We start from the raw sequence: 17,984 nt of genomic DNA, 5'->3' as shown, positions 1-17,984 counted from the left end.
GTGCTCCGCGTTTCGGAAGGGTCGATCCCCTTCAGCCTACGTCGGCGGCGCCCAGCCTCTCACCGGGGGCGATCCGCACCCCGCGCGCCCAGTCCGCGGCGCGCATGGGCTTCTTGCCCTGCGGCTGCACCCAGATCAGCTCGACGGCGTGCGAACCGGTGCCCGCGTACACGTTGCTCTTCCCCACCATGAGCTCCCCCGGCGCGAGTTCGGTGCGGTCCGGGTGGAGCTGGACGTTGACCAGCTTCAGCCGCTCGCCGCGGAAGACGGTCCACGCACCGGGCGCGGGCGTGCAGCCGCGGACCACGCGGTCGACCCGGAGCGCGGGCGCGCGCCAGTCCACCCGCGCGTCCTCGACGGTGAGCTTCGGGGCGAGCGTGACGCCCTCGGCGGGCTGCGGCACGGCCTTGAGGGTGCCGTCCTCGATGCCGTCCATCGTCGCGGCGAGCAGTCCGGCCCCCGCGAAGGCGAGCCGCGTGAGCAGGTCACCGCTGGTGTCGGTGGGCCGCACGTGCTCGGTGATCACCCCGTAGACCGGGCCGGAGTCGAGCCCTTCCTCGATCTGGAACGTCGACGCGCCGGTCATCTCGTCCCCGGCGAGGATCGCGTGCTGCACGGGCGCTGCGCCGCGCCACGCGGGCAGCAGCGAGAAGTGCAGATTGACCCAGCCGTTGGCGGGGACGTCCAGCGCGACCTTGGGCAGGAGCGCACCGTACGCGACGACCGGGCAGCAGTCCGGGGCGATCTCGCGCAGCCGCGCGAGGAAGTCCTCGTCGCGTGGCCTGGCGGGCTTCAGGACCTCGATCCCGGCCTCCTCCGCGCGCTGCGCGACGGGGCTGGCGACGAGGCGCCTGCCGCGGCCTGCGGGGGCGTCCGGGCGGGTGACGACGGCCGCGACCTCGTGCCGGCCGGAGGCGATCAGGGCGTCCAGGGCGGGTACGGCGACCTCGGGGGTGCCTGCGAAGACAAGTTTCACTGGGGATACCTCGCTCTGTGTGCCAAATGGACGCGCGACGCACCAGTCTATTTGGCCGGACCGGCAGGGGGCGCACGGACGCACGTGCGCCCCGCGCATATGCCCTTGCACCCGTGCACCGTGACCACAACGCCGGGTGGAGCGTTGGTCAAGAGAGATTGACCGAAACGGGCCGCCCGGTGCGGCCCGACCCTTTTCAACGCCGGTTCGAGAGGCTTGTTCATGGCCGACCACGCAACCCACGACGCCCAAGCCCGGGCGAGCCTGCACCTGTTGGTGCGGGACATCGAGCGGGTCCGCCGGCAGGTGGACGCACTGCGCACGCTCACGGCCCAGTTGGGCAACGTCTACCGTCCGCGTCGCTCCGGCCCGTCCACGGGCTTCGTCGTCTACGGCAGGGCTCCGGCCCCGACCGTCCGCCTTGCGCAGGAACTGCGGGACAGCGTCGAGACATTGGTGACTGCGGCGGTGGACTTCGACCGTTCGCTGGGCTTCTCGTGGGATGCGGTGGGCTCGGCGCTGGGCGTCACGAAGCAGGCCGTGCACCGTCGTTACGGGTCGCGGCGGGCGACGCCGCAGCCGGGGGCGACCGAGGCGGTCGCCGCGCCCGCGGTGCCGGCGGTTCCCGCGGCGCGCTCGATGCCGCCCCAGCCGACGGCGGCCACCCACTCCCTCCGCGAGGAGGTCCGCCCGAGCGCCTTCCCCGGCCCGCGCAACGGCTGACCGTGCCTCCGGCGGGGTGCGGGTGCCTCCGGCGGTGGGCGGGGTCGTGCGCGGTACCGGTGCGGGGTGCGGTGTGCCCGGTGCCGCGGGCGTGCCCGGTGTGTCCGTCCTCAAGCGCCGGACGGGCTTGGTGCGGCTGCTGTGGGTGGGTGGTGGTGCGGTGCCCCTCCGGGCTCGCCTCCTCGGAAATCGGTGGGTACGGCGTCATCCGGCACCACCGCCCGATTTCCTGCGGGGGCGCCCCTGCACGGCCCCGCCCCGGCCGTCCCCCGACTACAGGTCGGGGGGTGACCCCGTGGTTTGTGGGCAGTCGTTCCGCAGGGCGGAACGGGTGGGCACAAACCCGCCCACCGGCGCGAGCCCCCACCGTTCACCACGCCCGGGGACGCGCAGGGGTCGTGTTCTGGACGTAAAAGCGCCCGCAACTCGCGCGAAGCGCGGTGACCACGCGGCGGAGCCGCATATCGGATGCAGCGCAGTCCAGGACACGAGCCCCGGAGCGGACCCGGACGGCAACCGTCAGGTACCGGGCACCCCCGACCACCCAGCCCGTCCGGCGATTGAGGACGGACACACCGGCCCACCCGGCGGTACCGGGTGCACACTCAGCCCGTCCGGCGATTGAGGACGGACACCCCGGCCCACCCGGCGGTACCGGCGCACACAGCCCGTCCGGCGCTTGAGGACGGACACCGGCCCGACAGGCCCAACCGCACGCCGCAAACGCGCCCCAAGGTGGCCGGGACCGTGGGGGTCCGGGGGTGCCAACGCCCCGACGAAAGCCCCGTCAGCCGATGTCCGGCGGATCCACCCGCACCCGGACCGGCACCGTCACGCCCCGTGCCAGCCGCGCGGCCTGGGCCGACTTGAGGGCCGCTGCCAGCGCCGCACCGCTCCCCGGGGGGACCCGCACGAGCGCCCGCTCCCACCGCTCCCCCGCCGGGGGGTCGCCGGGGCGACGCGGGCTGCCCGGCGCGACCGGCGGCAGCGGCACCGGGCCCAGGACCTCCGCGTCGCCCGGCAGCTCGGCCGCCGCCAGGAAGGCCGCAACCGCGTCGCCCGGCCCCGTCACCGATGCCATCCGGGACACGGGCGGAAAGCCCAGCTCGGCGCGCTCCGCGAGCTCGCGCTGCGCGTGGCCCACGGGATCCCATCTGACGAGCGCCTGCACGGGGCGGAGTGTGGGCTCGGCGACGACCACGACCGTGCCGCCGTCCTCCTGGCCCCGCACCAGGGAGGCCGCGTCGATCCAGCGGCGCAGTGCCTCCTCGCCCGCCCGCAGGTCGGGCCGGCCGAGCATCGCCCAGCCGTCCAGGAGCAGCGCCGCCGCGTACCCGCCCTCGGCGACCGGTTCCGCGCCCGGTGTGCTGACGACCAGCGCGGGCCGGCCGGGCACGGTGTCCAGGACATGGTCACGCCCGGACGTGCGCACGGGCACCGCCGGAAACGCCCTGCCCAGCTCTTCCGCGGTGCGCCGCGCGCCCACGACCTGGGCCCGCAGCCGGACGCTGCCGCACTCCGCGCAGTGCCATCCCGCGGCATCCTGCCCGCACCAGCCGCACCGCAGGTCGCGCTCGCCCGGTGCCTCCAGCGGCCCGGAGCAGTGCCCGCAGCGCGCGGGCGTACGGCACCGCTCGCAGGCCAGCCTCGGTACGTAGCCCCGCCTGGGCACCTGGACGAGCACGGGGCCGGACTTCAGCCCGTCCCTGACGGTCTGCCACGCCAGCGACGGCAACCGCGCGGCCCGCGCGGCCTCGTCGCGGGCGAGCTCACCGTCGCCGACGGTGCGGACCAGCGGTGCGGCCCGCCGCACCTGTCCCCGGTCCGCAGCCAGTGGCAGCGCCCAGCCGCTCGCGACGAGCTGCGCCGCCTCCACGGTGCAGCTCGTCGCACCCAGCAGAAACGCGCATCGGTCGTGCGCGGCGCGCAGCAGCAGCACCTCGCGCGCGTGCGGCAGCGGCGCGTGCGGCTCGCTGTGGCTGGCGTCGCCGTCGTCCCATATCGCGACGAGCCCGAGGTCCCGTACGGGAGCGAACATCGCCGCCCGCGTCCCGACCACCGCCCGCACGGATCCGCGCCGCACGGCCAGCCACTGCCGGTACCGCTTCTCGGGCCCCGCCTCGGCGGTCAGCACCGCATGGCGCCCCTCACCGAGCAGCCCGGTGAGAGCGGCGTCGACCCGCGACACGGCTCTTCCGTCCGGCACGACGACGAGCGCGCCGCGCCCGGACGCCAGGGTCGCCGCGACGGCCCTGGCCAGCTCCTCCGCCCAGTGCGGCCCGGGCAGTGCGGTCCACACGGCCCGCGGCGCACCCCCGCCGGCCAGCGCCTCCAGGAACCCGGGCCCCCGCCCGTACCGCTCCCACGTGCCCGCGTCCGGCGCCGCTGGCGGCGGCAGCGGTTCCGGCGAGGGTTTCGCCTCGGCCCGTGCGCTGCGCGGCGGCACCGCCAGCTGCAGCACATCGGCCAGGCTCCCCGCGTACCGGTCGGCGACCGCCCTCGCCAGTTCGAGGAGTTCGCTGCTGAGCACGGGCTCGGGCGAGACGACGTCGGCGAGGGCCGCCAGCGGCCCCGAGTAGTCCGAATCGGCCCGTCGCTCGACGATGAATCCGTCGATCAGCCGCCCGCCCTCGCGGCGTCCGTCCCGTACCTGGTGCGCCCCGGCCCCGAACCGCACACGTACGCGCACGCCGGGCTGCGCGTCCGCGTCGAGCTCCTCGGGCACGGCATAGTCGAAGAACTGGTCGAGGTGCAGCACTCCCTTGTTCACCACGACCCGCGCCACCGGCAGCTGCTTCGCCAGCGCGGCCCCCCGCCAGGTCCGGGGCTTGGCCCGCGGGATCTTCGCCTTCCGCACGGTCTCCCGGATCAGCGCAAGCTGCTCCGGCGGGCCGTCGCCGGGCCGCTCGGAACGTTCGTTGTCGCTGCTCACAGCCACCTTCCTATCAGAAGGGACTGACAGTGACCGCTGTGCGGAGGGCGCCCGAGATCAGGGGCGGTGACGGTGTGCACTTTGCCTTGGACCGCTCGGCCACACCGGTGCAGGACCGGCGGCGGGATTCGAACCCGCGAGGGCCGGCCCGTCCGGGGTCCCTCCCCGCCCGCAGGGCGTAGGGGGAGCTTGAGGACAGGACCGGCGCCAGAAGTAACCGTCGCCTTCGCACCGGGCGCTCCGGCGCATGGTCTCCCGAGATCACGGCGGCGGCGGAGTTGAGGTTCCTTCACCTGCGAGGCGCACGCCCCGCTCCAGATGTATCCGTCACCTGCGCACCGGGAGATCGTCAGCGTAACGAGCGGCATCCGCGCGGCGCCACGCAATTGCGGCGACCGGCCCCCGGCACAGGCACGCGCAAGGCCCCGGCACACGCGAGGGCCCGGCACGGGCACGGGCACGAGCACGGCGAGGGCCCCGGACCGAATCGGTCCGGGGCCCTCGAACGCAGCGGTGCTCGCTTACAGACCGGCAGCCGCGCGCAGCGCGTCCACGCGGTCCGTGCGCTCCCAGGTGAAGTCGGGGAGGGCGCGGCCGAAGTGGCCGTACGCCGCGGTCTGGGCGTAGATCGGGCGGAGCAGGTCGAGGTCGCGGATGATCGCGGCCGGGCGGAGGTCGAAGACCTCGGCGATCGCGTTCTCGATCTTCTCGGTGTCGACCGCCGCGGTGCCGAAGGTCTCGACGAAGAGACCGACCGGCTCGGCCTTGCCGATCGCGTACGCGACCTGGACCTCGCAGCGCGAGGCAAGGCCCGCGGCCACGACGTTCTTGGCGACCCAGCGCATGGCGTAGGCGGCGGAGCGGTCGACCTTGGACGGGTCCTTGCCGGAGAAGGCGCCGCCGCCGTGGCGGGCCATGCCGCCGTAGGTGTCGATGATGATCTTGCGGCCGGTGAGGCCGGCGTCGCCCATCGGGCCGCCGATCTCGAAGCGTCCGGTCGGGTTGACCAGCAGGCGGTAGCCGTCGGTGTCCAGCTTGATGCCGTCCTCGACGAGCTGCTTCAGCACGTGCTCGACGACGAACTCACGGATGTCGGGCGCGAGCAGCGAGTCCAGGTCGATGTCGGAGGCGTGCTGCGAGGAGACCACGACCGTGTCGAGGCGGACGGCCTTGTCGCCGTCGTACTCAATGGTGACCTGGGTCTTTCCGTCCGGACGCAGGTACGGAATGGTTCCGTTCTTGCGGACCTCGGAGAGGCGGCGCGAGAGCCGGTGCGCCAGGTAGATCGGCAGCGGCATCAGTTCGGGCGTCTCGTCGCACGCGTACCCGAACATCAGGCCCTGGTCACCGGCGCCCTGCTTGTCGAGCTCGTCCGTGTCCCTGCCTGCGGCGGCGCCCTCGACCCGCGACTCGTACGCCGTGTCGACGCCCTGGGCGATGTCGGGCGACTGGGAGCCGATGGAGACCGAGACGCCGCAGGACGCGCCGTCGAAGCCCTTCTTCGAGGAGTCGTAACCGATCTCGAGGATCTTGTTGCGCACCAGGGTGGGGATGTCGGCCCAGGCCTTGGTGGTGACCTCGCCGGCCACGTGCACGAGACCGGTGGTGATCAGGGTCTCCACGGCGACGCGGGACGCGGGGTCCTCGCGCAGCAGTGCGTCGAGAATGGTGTCGCTGATCTGGTCAGCAATCTTGTCGGGGTGACCCTCGGTCACGGACTCCGAGGTGAACAGGCGACGGGACACAACGCTCCCTGGGGTTGCAGCGGCTGCTGGCTGATCATTGGCGGACCGGCCGGGGGGCTGCGCCCCGCGTCGTTCCGAGGACAGTTTATCGGGCCCTTCCGTCCGTCGGACCACGCGTCTCGCTCCGTGGGAGTGATAGGGGCGCGGAAACAGCGTGCGACTGTACGCCCATCGACGCTCGCATGCGGCCGCATGGCCGGTTTTCCGCGGACTTTGGCGACATCGCCCTGGCGAATGAGAAATTCATCCGGATTCATCCGGACGCCCGCCGCGCCACCGGACGCGCTCAGTCTCACACCCGGCCTCACACCTGGCGCCGTGCCCGGCGGCGGAGCCGTCAGGCCAGACGCGGCGCGACCAGGTCCCACACGGTGTCCGCGAGGGCTTCCTTGGGGCCGTACGGCACGGGCGTCTCGCTGCCGTCCGCCCCGAGGACCACGGCCTCGTTCTCCTCGGAGCCGAAGGTCTTGCGCTCCCCCACCTCATTGACGACCAGCAGGTCACAGCCCTTGCGGCGGAGCTTGTCGCGGCCGTTGGCGAGTACGTCGTCGGTCTCGGCGGCGAAGCCGACGACCACCTGTCCCGGACGGGCCCGGTCGGCGGAGATCTCGGCGAGGATGTCCGGATTGCGCACCAGGACGATCGGTGCGGGCTCCTGGCCGTCCTTCTTCTTGATCTTGCCTTCGGCGTACGTCGCCGGCCGGAAGTCCGCGACGGCCGCGGCCATCACCACCGCGTCGGCGTCGGAGGCCGCCTTGAGCACGGCCTCCCGCAGCTGTACGGCGGTGCCGACGCGGACCACGTCGACCCCGGCCGGGTCGGCCATGCCGGTGTTGGCCTCGATCAGCGTCACCCGGGCGCCACGGGCCGCGGCCGTGCGCGCCAGGGCGTACCCCTGCTTGCCGGAGGAGCGGTTGCCCAGGTAGCGGACCGGGTCGAGCGGCTCACGGGTGCCGCCCGCGCTGATCACGACATGGCGGCCGGCCAGGTCGGGCACGGCGGCGCCGCGCGCCAGGCTGTGCCTCCTCAAAACGTGGCGGCACACCTCGAAGATCTCCCCCGGGTCGGGGAGCCGCCCCTTGCCGGTGTCGACGCCGGTGAGTCGGCCGACGGCGGGCTCGATGACGACGGCGCCGCGCCGGCGCAGCGTCGCGACGTTCTCCTGGGTGGCCGGGTGCTCCCACATCTCGGTGTGCATCGCGGGTGCGAAGACCACGGGGCAGCGGGCGGTGAGCAGTGTGTTGGTGAGGAGGTCGTCGGCGAGGCCGTGCGCGGCCTTGGCGAGCATGTCGGCGGTCGCCGGGGCGACGACGACGAGGTCGGCGCCCTGCCCGATCCGTACGTGCGGGACCTCGTGGACGTCCGACCAGACCTCGGTGGCGACCGGGTGTCCGGACAGCGCCGACCAGGTCGGGGCGCCGACGAACTGAAGCGCGGACGCGGTGGGCACGACGCGTACGTCATGGCCCGACTCGGTCAGGCGCCGCAGCAGCTCGCACGCCTTGTAGGCGGCGATGCCACCGGTGACCCCCAGAACGACCTTCGGCTTGTCCACGACCTCTCCCCGCACTCTCGACTCGGTATCCATGACACACCACAGGCCCGGCGGACGCTCCGCCGGGCCTGTGCAACGTGCTGTGGCGCCTACTGCGCCGGGCCCTCGATGGCCTCGGAGGTCAGCAGACCCGCGTTGATCTCGCGCAGGGCGATCGAGAGCGGCTTCTCGTGGACGTGGGTGTCAACGAGCGGACCGACGTACTCGAGCAGACCCTCGCCGAGCTGCGAGTAGTACGCATTGATCTGACGCGCGCGCTTGGCCGCGTAGATCACGAGGCTGTACTTCGAGTCCGTGGCCTCGAGCAGCTCGTCGATCGGCGGGTTGATGATGCCCTCGGGCGCGGTGATGGAAGAGGACACGCTCTACCTTCCGAAAGGTGGGAAAAAGATCAAACAACTGCCATCAAGGCTAGCAGCTCACGCGCTACGTCCTCGACGGAGGTGTTGACCAGGGTCGTATCGAACTCCGACTCGGCGGCGAGTTCGATTTTTGCGGCTTCGAGACGGCGCTCGATGACGTCGGGCGCCTCGGTGCCGCGGCCGGTGAGCCGGCGGACGAGCTCCTCCCAGCTCGGTGGCGCCAGGAAGACAAGCTGGGAGTCCGGCATGGACTCCTTGACCTGGCGGGCGCCCTGGAGGTCGATCTCCAGCAGCACCGGCTCGCCGGCCTCGAGTCGCTCCAGGACCGCACGGCGTGGAGTGCCGTAGCGATTGCCCGCGAATTCTGCCCATTCCAGGAGCTCACCGTTGGCGACCAGTTTGTCGAATTCCTCGTCGGTGACGAAGAAATACTGGACGCCGTGACGCTCGCCGGGGCGCGGCTTTCGGGTGGTGGCCGACACCGAGAGCCAGACCTCGGGGTGGACCTTGCGCATATGGGCGACGACCGTGCTCTTGCCCACCCCGGAGGGGCCGGAGAGCACGGTCAGCCGCGGACGTACCTCTGCTGCCATGCAGCGATTATTCCAGTTTCCCGGCAGTGCCCCGGACTCAGGCGCCGGTGCTGCCGAACTCGCGCTCCAGGGAGGCGATCTGGTTGGAGCCGAGTCCTCGCACGCGGCGGCTCTCGGAGATGCCGAGCCGCTCCATGATCTGCTTGGCGCGGACCTTGCCCACGCCGGGGAGGGACTCGAGCAGGGCGGAGACCTTCATCTTGCCGATGACGTCGTTCTCCTGGCCCTGCTTGATGACCTCGTGGAGGGAGGCGCCGGAGTGCTTGAGTCGATTCTTGACCTCGGCCCGCTCCCGGCGAGCCGCGGCGGCCTTTTCGAGCGCGGCTGCGCGCTGTTCAGGGGTAAGGGGCGGAAGAGCCACGCCTACGTCACCTCGGATGTCGAACTGTCGGATACGGACCGGTGAGGAACCTAGTCGCCCCACACCAGGCGAGCAACGACGCAACGCAGTGGCCGTTGCATCGCTGACTCTCGACGGAGACTAGCGGCCGAGACCGCTCCAGTCAGCGAGAACAGCGGAAAAGTCCTGGTCAGCATCGGCCGACCTGGATATTCCAGACATACCGACCGGGTTTCTGTCAAGAAAATGTCTGGAAGAGGCGCAGGTCGTGCCCCGCCGAAGGTGGCGAGCAGGCCCCGGGCCCCCTCCGGACCGATCGGCCCGAGGGGACCTGGGCCCCTCCGATCGATCAGCCCGACAGGACCCCCGGGACCCTCCGGACCCTCAGCCCGACACGCCCTGGACCCCCGCGACCGCCACCCGCACCTCGTCGGCGAAGCGCGTCGCGGCCTCCCGGAGCGCCGCGACGTCCGGGCCGTGCCGCAGCACTCCACGGCTCACGCTCGGTACGACGTTCCCGACCGCCGAGCCGAAGACGCCCGGCAGGTCCGCCGGGGTCGCGCCCTGGGCGCCGATGCCAGGGGCGAGGAGGGGACCGTTGATGTCGAGGTCGACGCCCGCGTCGCCGAGCGTCGCCCCGACGACGGCGCCGACCGAGCCCAGGGGCGAGGCACCCGCGTTCTCGTCGGCCATGTGGTTCAGCATGAGCTGGGCGAGCGAGACACCGCCGGCCGCGGTCGCCCGCTGGACCTCGGCGCCCTCGGGGTTGGAGGTGAGCGCCAGGACGAACACCCCGCAGCCGTTGAGCACGGCAGCGTCGAGGGCGGGCCGCAGCGAGCCGAAGCCCAGGTAGGGGCTGACGGTGACGGCGTCGGAGAACAGCGGGCTGCGCGGGTCGAGGTAGGTCGAGGCGTACGCGCCCATGGTCGAGCCGATGTCACCGCGCTTGGCGTCCATCAGCACCAGGGCACCGGCGGCCCGCGCCTCCTCGACGGCCTGCTCCAGGACCGCGATGCCGCGTGAGCCGAAGCGCTCGAAGAACGCCGACTGCGGCTTGAGGACGGCGACGCGGTCGGCGAGCGCCTCGACGACCGTGCGCGTGAAGCGCTCCAGGCCCGCGACGTCGTCGTCCAGGCCCCAGGCGGTGAGCAGCGACGCGTGCGGGTCGATGCCCACGCAGAGCGGCCCGCGCGTGTCCATGGCGTGGCGCAGGCGCGCGCCGAAGGGCTCGGGAGTGTCGCTCATCTGGATACCTCCGTGGGTGTTCGCGCTCATGCCCCGGGCTTCGGGGCCTCGGCCCCGACGGCCTCGGCGAGGGTGGCGTACGGGCTGGCGGCCAGGCGCGCGGCCAGGCCCTTGTGGATCGCGCGGGCGTAGAACGGGCCCTCGTAGATGAAGGCGCTGTAGCCCTGGACGAGCGTGGCGCCGGCGAGGATGCGCTGCCAGGCGTCGTCGGCGTTCTCGATGCCGCCGACGCCGACGAGGGTGATGCGGTCGCCGACGCGTGCGTACAGCCGGCGCAGCACCTCCAGGGAGCGCGCCTTGAGGGGGGCTCCGGAGAGTCCGCCGCTCTCCTTCACCAGCGCCGGGCCGGACTTCAGGCCGAGGCCGTCGCGGGCGATGGTGGTGTTGGTGGCGATGATGCCGTCCAGGCCGAGTTCGACGGCCAGGTCGGCGACGGCGTCGACGTCGTCGTCCGCGAGATCGGGGGCGATCTTGACGAGGAGGGGGACGCGGCGCTCGGGGACGTTGCGGTCCGCGGCCTCGCGTACGGCGCTGAGCAGCGGGCGCAGCGCCTCGGTGGCCTGGAGGTTCCGCAGGCCGGGCGTGTTCGGGGAGCTCACATTGACCACGAGGTAGTCGGCGTACGGGGCGAGCCGCTCGGTCGAGGTCACATAGTCGCCGACGGCCTCCTCCTCCGGGACGACCTTGGTCTTGCCGATGTTGACGCCGACGACCGTCCGGAAGGTCTCGTGACGGGTGGCGAGGCGGGCGGCGACCGCGGCGGAGCCCTCGTTGTTGAATCCCATGCGGTTGATCAGCGCACGGTCAGGTACGAGGCGGAAGAGCCGCTTCCTGGGGTTGCCGGGCTGCGCCTGCGCCGTGACCGTACCGATCTCGACGTGGTCGAAGCCGAGCATCGCCATGCCGTCGATGGCGACGGCGTTCTTGTCGAAGCCGGCGGCGAGGCCGAAGGGGCCGTGCATGCGCAGACCGAGCGCCTCGGTGCGCAGCTCCTTGTGGCGGGGCGCGAGTACGGCGGCGACGAGCGTGCGCAGCACGGGGATGCGGACCGCCAGGCGGATCCAGCGGAAGGCCAGGTAGTGGGCCTCTTCCGGGTCCATGCGCTTGAAGGCCAGGTTGAAGAAGAGTTTGTACATATGGCTGTCCTCATGAGGAGGGGGACACCGTTTCCGGTGTCCCCCTCGTGGGCTGCTAGTCGCGGGCCGCGGTCAGGTGTTCCGCGTGTTCCTGGAGCGAGCGGACGCCCACACCGCCGTGGTTGAGCGCGTCGATGCCCTGGACCGCGGCGGCGAGCGCCTGGACCGTCGTCAGGCAGGGGACGCTGCGCGCCACCGCCGCCGTACGGATGTCGTAGCCGTCGAGGCGGCCGCCGGTGCCGTACGGGGTGTTGACGATGAGGTCGACCTGGCCGTCGTGGATGAGCTGGACGATGGTCCTCTCACCGTTCGGGCCCTCGCCCTCGGACTGCTTGCGCACGACGGTGGCGTTGATGCCGTTGCGCTTGAGGACCTCGGCCGTGCCGGACGTGGCCAGGAGCTCGAAGCCGTGCGCGACCAGCTCGCGCGCCGGGAAGATCATCGAGCGCTTGTCGCGGTTGGCGACCGAGATGAAGGCGCGTCCCTTGGTGGGCAGCGGACCGTAGGCGCCGGCCTGCGACTTGGCGTACGCGGTGCCGAAGACCGAGTCGATGCCCATGACCTCGCCGGTGGAGCGCATCTCCGGGCCGAGAACGGTGTCCACGCCGCGTCCGTGGATGTCGCGGAAGCGGCTCCACGGCATCACGGCCTCCTTGACGGAGATCGGCGCGTCCATGGGCAGGGTGCCGCCGTCGCCGTTGGCGGGCAGCAGGCCCTCTTCGCGCAGCTCGGCGATGGTGGCGCCGAGCGAGATCCGGGCGGCGGCCTTGGCGAGCGGCACGGCCGTCGCCTTGGAGGTGAAGGGGACGGTGCGGGAGGCGCGCGGGTTGGCCTCCAGGACGTACAGGATGTCGCCGGCCATCGCGAACTGGATGTTGATCAGTCCGCGGACCCCGACCCCGCGCGCGATGGCCTCGGTGGAGGCGCGCAGCCGCTTGATGTCGAACCCGCCGAGCGTGATCGGGGGCAGGGCGCACGCCGAGTCGCCGGAGTGGATACCGGCCTCCTCGATGTGCTCCATGACGCCGCCGAGGTAGAGCTCGGTGCCGTCGTAGAGCGCGTCGACGTCGATCTCGATCGCGTCGTCGAGGAAGCGGTCGACGAGGACCGGCCGGTCGGGGCTGATCTCGGTGGACTCGGCGATGTACGACTGGAGGCGGCTCTCGTCGTACACGATCTCCATGCCGCGGCCGCCGAGCACGTACGACGGGCGTACGAGGACGGGGTAGCCGATCTCGTCGGCGATGGCCTTGGCCTCGGCGAAGGTGGTCGCGGTCCCGTGCTTCGGCGCCGGGAGGCCGGCGTCGGCGAGGACGCGGCCGAAGGCGCCGCGGTCCTCGGCGGCGTGGATCGCCTCCGGGGAGGTGCCGACGACGGGGACGCCGTTGTCCTTGAGCGCCTGCGACAGGCCGAGCGGGGTCTGGCCGCCGAGCTGCACGATGACACCGGCGACCGGGCCCGCGAGGGTCTCGGCGTGGACGATCTCCAGCACGTCCTCGAGCGTGAGCGGCTCGAAGTACAGGCGGTCGGAGGTGTCGTAGTCCGTCGAGACGGTCTCGGGGTTGCAGTTGACCATCACGGTCTCGTAGCCCGCGTCGCTGAGCGCGAAGGAGGCGTGGACGCAGGAGTAGTCGAACTCGATGCCCTGGCCGATCCGGTTCGGGCCCGAACCCAGGATGATGACCGCGGGCTTCTCGCGCGGCGCGACCTCGCTCTCCTCGTCGTAGGAGGAGTAGAAGTACGGGGTGTTCGCGGCGAATTCGGCGGCGCAGGTGTCGACCGTCTTGTAGACCGGGCGGACGCCGAGGGCGTGCCGGACCTCACGGACGACGTCCTCCCGCAGGCCCCGGATCGCGGCGATCTGGGCGTCGGAGAAGCCGTGCCGCTTGGCGTCGGCGAGCAGCTCGGGGTCGAGCCGCTCGGCGGCGGCGAGCTCGTCGGCGATCTCCTTGATGAGGAAGAGCTGGTCCACGAACCAGGGGTCGATCTTCGTGGCTTCGAAGACCTCCTCCGGGGTGGCGCCGGCGCGGATGGCCTGCATGACGGTGTTGATCCGGCCGTCGGTCGGGCGGACCGATTCGCGCAGCAGCTCGTCCTTGTCACCGACCGGGCCGGTGAAGTCGAACTGCGAGCCCTTCTTCTCCAGGGAGCGCAGGGCCTTCTGCAGCGCCTCGGTGAAGTTGCGGCCGATGGCCATGGCCTCGCCGACCGACTTCATGGTGGTGGTGAGGGTGGCGTCGGCGGACGGGAACTTCTCGAAGGCGAAGCGCGGGGCCTTCACGACCACGTAGTCGAGCGTCGGCTCGAAGGAGGCCGGCGTCTTCTCGGTGATGTCGTTGGGGATCTCGTCCAGCGTGTAGCCGACGGCGAGCTTCGCGGCGATCTTGGCGATCGGGAAGCCGGTGGCCTTCGACGCCAGCGCGGAGGACCGGGACACCCGCGGGTTCATCTCGATGACGATGATCCGGCCGTCGTCGGGGTCGACCGCGAACTGGATGTTGCAGCCGCCGGTGTCGACTCCGACCTCGCGGATGATCGCGATGCCGATGTCGCGCAGCCGCTGGTACTCGCGGTCGGTCAGCGTCATCGCCGGGGCGACGGTGATCGAGTCACCGGTGTGCACGCCCATCGGGTCGAAGTTCTCGATGGAGCAGACGACCACGACGTTGTCGTGCTTGTCGCGCATCAGCTCCAGCTCGTACTCCTTCCAGCCGAGGATGGACTCCTCCAGGAGCACCTCGGTGGTCGGCGAGAGCGTCAGGCCCTGTCCCGCGATACGGCGCAGCTCATCCTCGTCGTGCGCGAAGCCGGAGCCGGCGCCGCCCATGGTGAAGGAGGGGCGGACGACGACGGGGTAGCCGCCGAGGGTCTCGACGCCCTTGAGGACGTCGTCCATGGAGTGGCAGATGACCGAGCGGGCGGACTCGCCGTGGCCGATCTTCTCCCGTACCGCCTCGACGACCTCCTTGAAGAGGTCGCGGTCCTCGCCCTTGTTGATGGCCTCGACATTGGCGCCGATGAGCTCGACGCCGTACTTCTCCAGCACACCCTGTTCGTGCATGGAGATGGCGGTGTTGAGCGCGGTCTGGCCGCCGAGGGTGGGCAGGAGCGCGTCGGGCCGCTCCTTGGCGATGATCTTCTCGACGAACTCGGGCGTGATCGGCTCGACGTACGTGGCGTCGGCGATCTCCGGGTCGGTCATGATCGTCGCCGGGTTGGAATTGACCAGGATGACGCGCAGGCCCTCGGCCTTGAGGACCCGGCAGGCCTGGGTTCCGGAGTAGTCGAACTCGGCGGCCTGGCCGATGACGATCGGGCCGGAGCCGATGACCAGGACGGACTGGATATCGGTGCGCTTAGGCACGCTGGCCCTCCATCAGGGAAACGAAGCGGTCGAACAGGTACGCGGCGTCGTGCGGGCCCGCGGCCGCCTCAGGGTGGTACTGGACGCTGAAGGCCGGCTGGTCGAGCAGCTGGAGGCCCTCCACCACGTTGTCGTTGAGGCAGACGTGGGAGACCTCGGCGCGGCCGTAGGGGGTCTCGGAGACCTTGTCGAGCGGGGCGTCGACGGCGAAGCCGTGGTTGTGCGCGGTGACCTCGACCTTGCCGGTCGTGCGGTCCTGCACTGGCTGGTTGATGCCGCGGTGGCCGTACTTGAGCTTGTACGTGCCGAAGCCGAGGGCGCGCCCCAGGATCTGGTTGCCGAAGCAGATGCCGAACAGCGGAGTCCTGCGCTCGAGGACGGCCTGCATGACGGCGACGGGACCGTCGGCGGTGGCGGGGTCGCCCGGGCCGTTGGAGAAGAAGACACCGTCGGGGTTGACGGCGTAGACGTCGTCGGCGGTGGCGGTGGCGGGCAGGACGTGCACCTCGATGCCCCGCTCGGCCATGCGGTGCGGGGTCATGCCCTTGATGCCGAGGTCGACGGCGGCGACGGTGAACTTCTTCTCGCCGATGGCCGGGACGACGTACGTCTCCTCGGTGGCGACCTCCGCGGACAGGTTCGCGCCCTTCATCTCGGGCGACTGGCGCACCTCGGCCAGCATCGTGCCCTCGTCGGGCAGTGCGTTGCCGGAGAAGATGCCGACGCGCATGGCGCCGCGCTCGCGCAGATGGCGCGTGAGGGCGCGGGTGTCGATGCCGCTGATGCCGACGACGCCCTGCCGGCTCAGCTCCTCGTCCAGCGAGCGCTTGGCGCGCCAGTTGGAGGGCACGCGGGCGGGGTCGCGGACGACATAACCGGCCACCCAGATGCGGGAGGACTCGGGGTCCTCGTCGTTGACGCCGGTGTTGCCGACGTGCGGGGCGGTCATCACGACGACCTGGCGGTGGTACGACGGGTCGGTGAGGGTCTCCTGGTAGCCGGTCATGCCGGTGGAGAACACCGCCTCGCCGAAGGTCACCCCCACGGCCCCGTAGGCGCGGCCGCGGAAGGTACGGCCGTCCTCCAGGACGAGTACGGCGGGAACGCGGGTTCCCCTGGTGGAGGTCGTCATCGTGCGGCGCCTTCCGTCGGATTGGTGATGTTCATCGAGTTGACTGTGTTGATGGCTTCGAGCCAGGCGGCGTGCTCGGCCGCGTGGTCGGAGCGGAAGCCGGAGTCGATCTGCTTGTCGCCGTGCGCCCAGGTGACGACGAGGAGGCCGCCTTCGGCGAGGACCTTGCCGGCGATGCCCTTGTCGAGGCGTGCCGCGCGCAGGGCCGCGGCCGGGATGAAGAAGTCGGTGGCCCCGGGGCGCACGACGTCGATTCCGGCGTCCGTGAGCGTCAGCTCGACGCGGCTGCGGGTGCCGAGGCCGTGGGCGACGATGCGGTCGAGCCACTGTCCGGCGGTCGTCGAGCCGTGGTAGCGGCCGCTCAGTTTCAGCTTCGCCTCCCCCGCGTGCTCCGGCGCGGTGGGCAGTGCCGGAAGACCCGACTGGAGCTCGCCGCGCCACTTCCAGCCCTGGCGCATCAGCCAGTAGACGAGGGCGACGAAGAGCAGCAGCCCGGCCACCCAGCCGAGGCGGGCGGCCCAGTCGGTCACCTCCGCCGACTGCTTCTCCGCGGCCTCGGCGGCGAGGTTGATCAGTGCAGGTGTCACGCCAGCTTCCCGTCCATGAGCGTCGCCCGGCCCCGCAGGAAGGTGTGGGTGACGCGACCCGGCAGCTCGCGGCCCTCGTAGGGGGTGTTGCGGCTGCGGGAGGCGAAGCCCGCGGGGTCCACGTTTCCACGGTATGCCGGATCGAGCAGGGTGAGGTTGGCGGGCTCACCTGCCGAGACGGGACGGCCGTGGCCCTCGGCCCGGCCGATACGGGCGGGTGCGAAGGACATGCGGTCGGCGACGCCCTCCCAGGTCAGCAGGCCGGTCTCGACCATCGTCTGCTGCACCACGGACAGGGCGGTCTCCAGGCCGATCATGCCCATGGCGGCCGCGGCCCACTCGCAGTCCTTGTCCTCGTGCGGGTGCGGCGCGTGGTCGGTGGCGACGATGTCGATCGTGCCGTCGGCGAGCGCCTCGCGCAGTGCCATGACGTCGCGCTGGGTGCGCAGCGGCGGGTTGACCTTGTAGATCGGGTTGTACGTGCGGACCAGCTCGTCGGTGAGGAGCAGGTGGTGCGGGGTGACCTCGGCGGTGACGTCGATGCCGCGGGACTTGGCCCAGCGGACGATCTCGACGGAACCGGCGGTCGAGAGGTGGCAGATGTGGACGCGGGAGCCGACGTGCTCGGCGAGGAGGACATCGCGGGCGATGATCGACTCCTCGGCGACGGCGGGCCAGCCGCCGAGGCCCAGTTCGGCGGAGACGACGCCCTCGTTCATCTGGGCGCCTTCGGTCAGCCGCGGCTCCTGCGCGTGCTGGGCGACGACTCCGCCGAAGGCCTTCACGTACTCCAGCGCCCGGCGCATGATCACGGCGTCGTCGACGCACTTGCCGTCGTCGGAGAAGACGGTGACCCCGGCGGCGGAGTCGTGCATGGCGCCGAGCTCGGCGAGCTTCTTGCCCTCCAGGCCGACGGTGACGGCTCCGATGGGCTGGACGTCGCAGTAGCCGTGCTCCTTGCCGAGCCGCCAGACCTGCTCGACGACGCCCGCGGTGTCGGCGACGGGGAAGGTGTTGGCCATGGCGAACACGGCCGTGTAGCCGCCGCTCGCGGCCGCGCGGGTGCCGGTGAGGACCGTCTCGGAGTCCTCGCGGCCCGGCTCGCGCAGGTGGGTGTGCAGGTCGACCAGGCCGGGCAGCAGGATCTTGCCCTCGGCCTCGACGACGGTGGCGCCGTCGGCCGCGATGCCGGTGCCGACCTGGGCGATGGTCTCGCCCTCGATCAGGACGTCCTGCGCCTCGCCGCCCAGGACCTTCGCGCCACGAAGCAGAATCTTCGTCGTCTCACTCATCG

General features: G+C 71.7%; 14 protein-coding genes. 1 reads left to right on the top strand and 13 read right to left on the bottom strand.

Annotation, left to right across the window (positions count from 1 at the left end; all coding sequences use genetic code 11):
• Positions 1-31 precede the first annotated feature (31 nt).
• Positions 32-976, bottom strand: a complete 945-nt coding sequence (fmt, locus tag ACWCXB_RS16210) for a methionyl-tRNA formyltransferase (RefSeq protein WP_450723243.1) — start codon at positions 974-976, stop codon at positions 32-34.
• Positions 977-1,198: 222 nt separating this feature from the next.
• Here fmt and ACWCXB_RS16205 point away from each other — a divergent pair, with 222 nt between their 5' ends.
• On the top strand, positions 1,199-1,699 hold the full coding sequence (locus ACWCXB_RS16205) for a hypothetical protein (RefSeq protein WP_450723241.1): 501 nt from the start codon (positions 1,199-1,201) through the stop codon (positions 1,697-1,699).
• Positions 1,700-2,486: 787 nt separating this feature from the next.
• Here the strand turns inward: ACWCXB_RS16205 and ACWCXB_RS16200 are convergent.
• The 12 genes from ACWCXB_RS16200 to ACWCXB_RS16145 all read right to left on the bottom strand — a co-directional run bounded on the left by ACWCXB_RS16200 (position 2,487) and on the right by ACWCXB_RS16145 (position 17,982).
• The gene (locus ACWCXB_RS16200; protein WP_450723239.1) at positions 2,487-4,631 is read right to left on the bottom strand and encodes a primosomal protein N'; all 2,145 of its coding nucleotides are present in this window, start codon (positions 4,629-4,631) and stop codon (positions 2,487-2,489) included.
• A 521-nt stretch (positions 4,632-5,152) separates the two neighbouring features.
• Complete coding sequence (gene metK / locus ACWCXB_RS16195) at positions 5,153-6,376, bottom strand: methionine adenosyltransferase (protein WP_450723237.1); 1,224 nt, start codon at positions 6,374-6,376, stop codon at positions 5,153-5,155.
• Between the two features lie 337 nt (positions 6,377-6,713).
• The gene (gene coaBC / locus ACWCXB_RS16190) at positions 6,714-7,964 is read right to left on the bottom strand and encodes a bifunctional phosphopantothenoylcysteine decarboxylase/phosphopantothenate--cysteine ligase CoaBC (protein WP_450723235.1); all 1,251 of its coding nucleotides are present in this window, start codon (positions 7,962-7,964) and stop codon (positions 6,714-6,716) included.
• Between the two features lie 56 nt (positions 7,965-8,020).
• Entirely contained in the window at positions 8,021-8,293 is a 273-nt protein-coding gene (gene rpoZ / locus ACWCXB_RS16185; RefSeq protein WP_005319902.1) for a DNA-directed RNA polymerase subunit omega, read from the bottom strand.
• A 29-nt stretch (positions 8,294-8,322) separates the two neighbouring features.
• Positions 8,323-8,886, bottom strand: a complete 564-nt coding sequence (gmk, locus tag ACWCXB_RS16180) for a guanylate kinase (protein ID WP_450723233.1) — start codon at positions 8,884-8,886, stop codon at positions 8,323-8,325.
• Positions 8,887-8,923: 37 nt separating this feature from the next.
• Positions 8,924-9,247 (bottom strand): integration host factor, encoded by a 324-nt coding sequence (locus ACWCXB_RS16175; RefSeq protein ID WP_026246651.1) that lies wholly within the window; start codon positions 9,245-9,247, stop codon positions 8,924-8,926.
• 363 nt (positions 9,248-9,610) lie between these two features.
• Complete coding sequence (pyrF, locus tag ACWCXB_RS16170; RefSeq protein ID WP_450723231.1) at positions 9,611-10,471, bottom strand: orotidine-5'-phosphate decarboxylase; 861 nt, start codon at positions 10,469-10,471, stop codon at positions 9,611-9,613.
• Between the two features lie 26 nt (positions 10,472-10,497).
• Complete coding sequence (locus tag ACWCXB_RS16165) at positions 10,498-11,607, bottom strand: quinone-dependent dihydroorotate dehydrogenase (RefSeq protein WP_450723229.1); 1,110 nt, start codon at positions 11,605-11,607, stop codon at positions 10,498-10,500.
• A 55-nt stretch (positions 11,608-11,662) separates the two neighbouring features.
• Entirely contained in the window at positions 11,663-14,971 is a 3,309-nt protein-coding gene (gene carB, locus ACWCXB_RS16160) for a carbamoyl-phosphate synthase large subunit (protein ID WP_450723227.1), read from the bottom strand.
• Positions 14,964-16,103 carry a glutamine-hydrolyzing carbamoyl-phosphate synthase small subunit gene (gene carA / locus ACWCXB_RS16155; RefSeq protein ID WP_450723225.1) on the bottom strand — a complete coding sequence of 380 codons (1,140 nt, stop codon included), beginning with the start codon at positions 16,101-16,103 and terminating at the stop codon, positions 14,964-14,966. Before carA ends, carB begins: the two co-directional genes overlap by 8 nt.
• On the bottom strand, positions 16,100-16,690 hold the full coding sequence (locus tag ACWCXB_RS16150) for a PH-like domain-containing protein (protein ID WP_450723223.1): 591 nt from the start codon (positions 16,688-16,690) through the stop codon (positions 16,100-16,102). Before ACWCXB_RS16150 ends, carA begins: the two co-directional genes overlap by 4 nt.
• On the bottom strand, positions 16,687-17,982 hold the full coding sequence (locus ACWCXB_RS16145) for a dihydroorotase (RefSeq protein WP_450723221.1): 1,296 nt from the start codon (positions 17,980-17,982) through the stop codon (positions 16,687-16,689). Before ACWCXB_RS16145 ends, ACWCXB_RS16150 begins: the two co-directional genes overlap by 4 nt.
• Positions 17,983-17,984 lie beyond the last annotated feature (2 nt).

The organism is Streptomyces sp. NPDC001514 (genome assembly GCF_053597075.1).
Note: the sequence above shows the minus strand (reverse complement) of the source record. Positions and strands in the feature narration are given on the sequence as shown.

What these genes read in the sequence shown, in the direction of transcription:
- carA (WP_450723225.1), bottom strand. Translation starts at nt 16,103, where the DNA reads ATGACGACCTCCACCAGGGGAACCCGCGTTCCCGCCGTACTCGTCCTG.
- coaBC (WP_450723235.1), bottom strand. Translation starts at nt 7,964, where the DNA reads ATGGATACCGAGTCGAGAGTGCGGGGAGAGGTCGTGGACAAGCCGAAG.
- ACWCXB_RS16205 (WP_450723241.1), top strand. Translation starts at nt 1,199, where the DNA reads ATGGCCGACCACGCAACCCACGACGCCCAAGCCCGGGCGAGCCTGCAC.
- ACWCXB_RS16145 (WP_450723221.1), bottom strand. Translation starts at nt 17,982, where the DNA reads ATGAGTGAGACGACGAAGATTCTGCTTCGTGGCGCGAAGGTCCTGGGC.
- gmk (WP_450723233.1), bottom strand. Translation starts at nt 8,886, where the DNA reads ATGGCAGCAGAGGTACGTCCGCGGCTGACCGTGCTCTCCGGCCCCTCC.
- ACWCXB_RS16165 (WP_450723229.1), bottom strand. Translation starts at nt 11,607, where the DNA reads ATGTACAAACTCTTCTTCAACCTGGCCTTCAAGCGCATGGACCCGGAA.
- pyrF (WP_450723231.1), bottom strand. Translation starts at nt 10,471, where the DNA reads ATGAGCGACACTCCCGAGCCCTTCGGCGCGCGCCTGCGCCACGCCATG.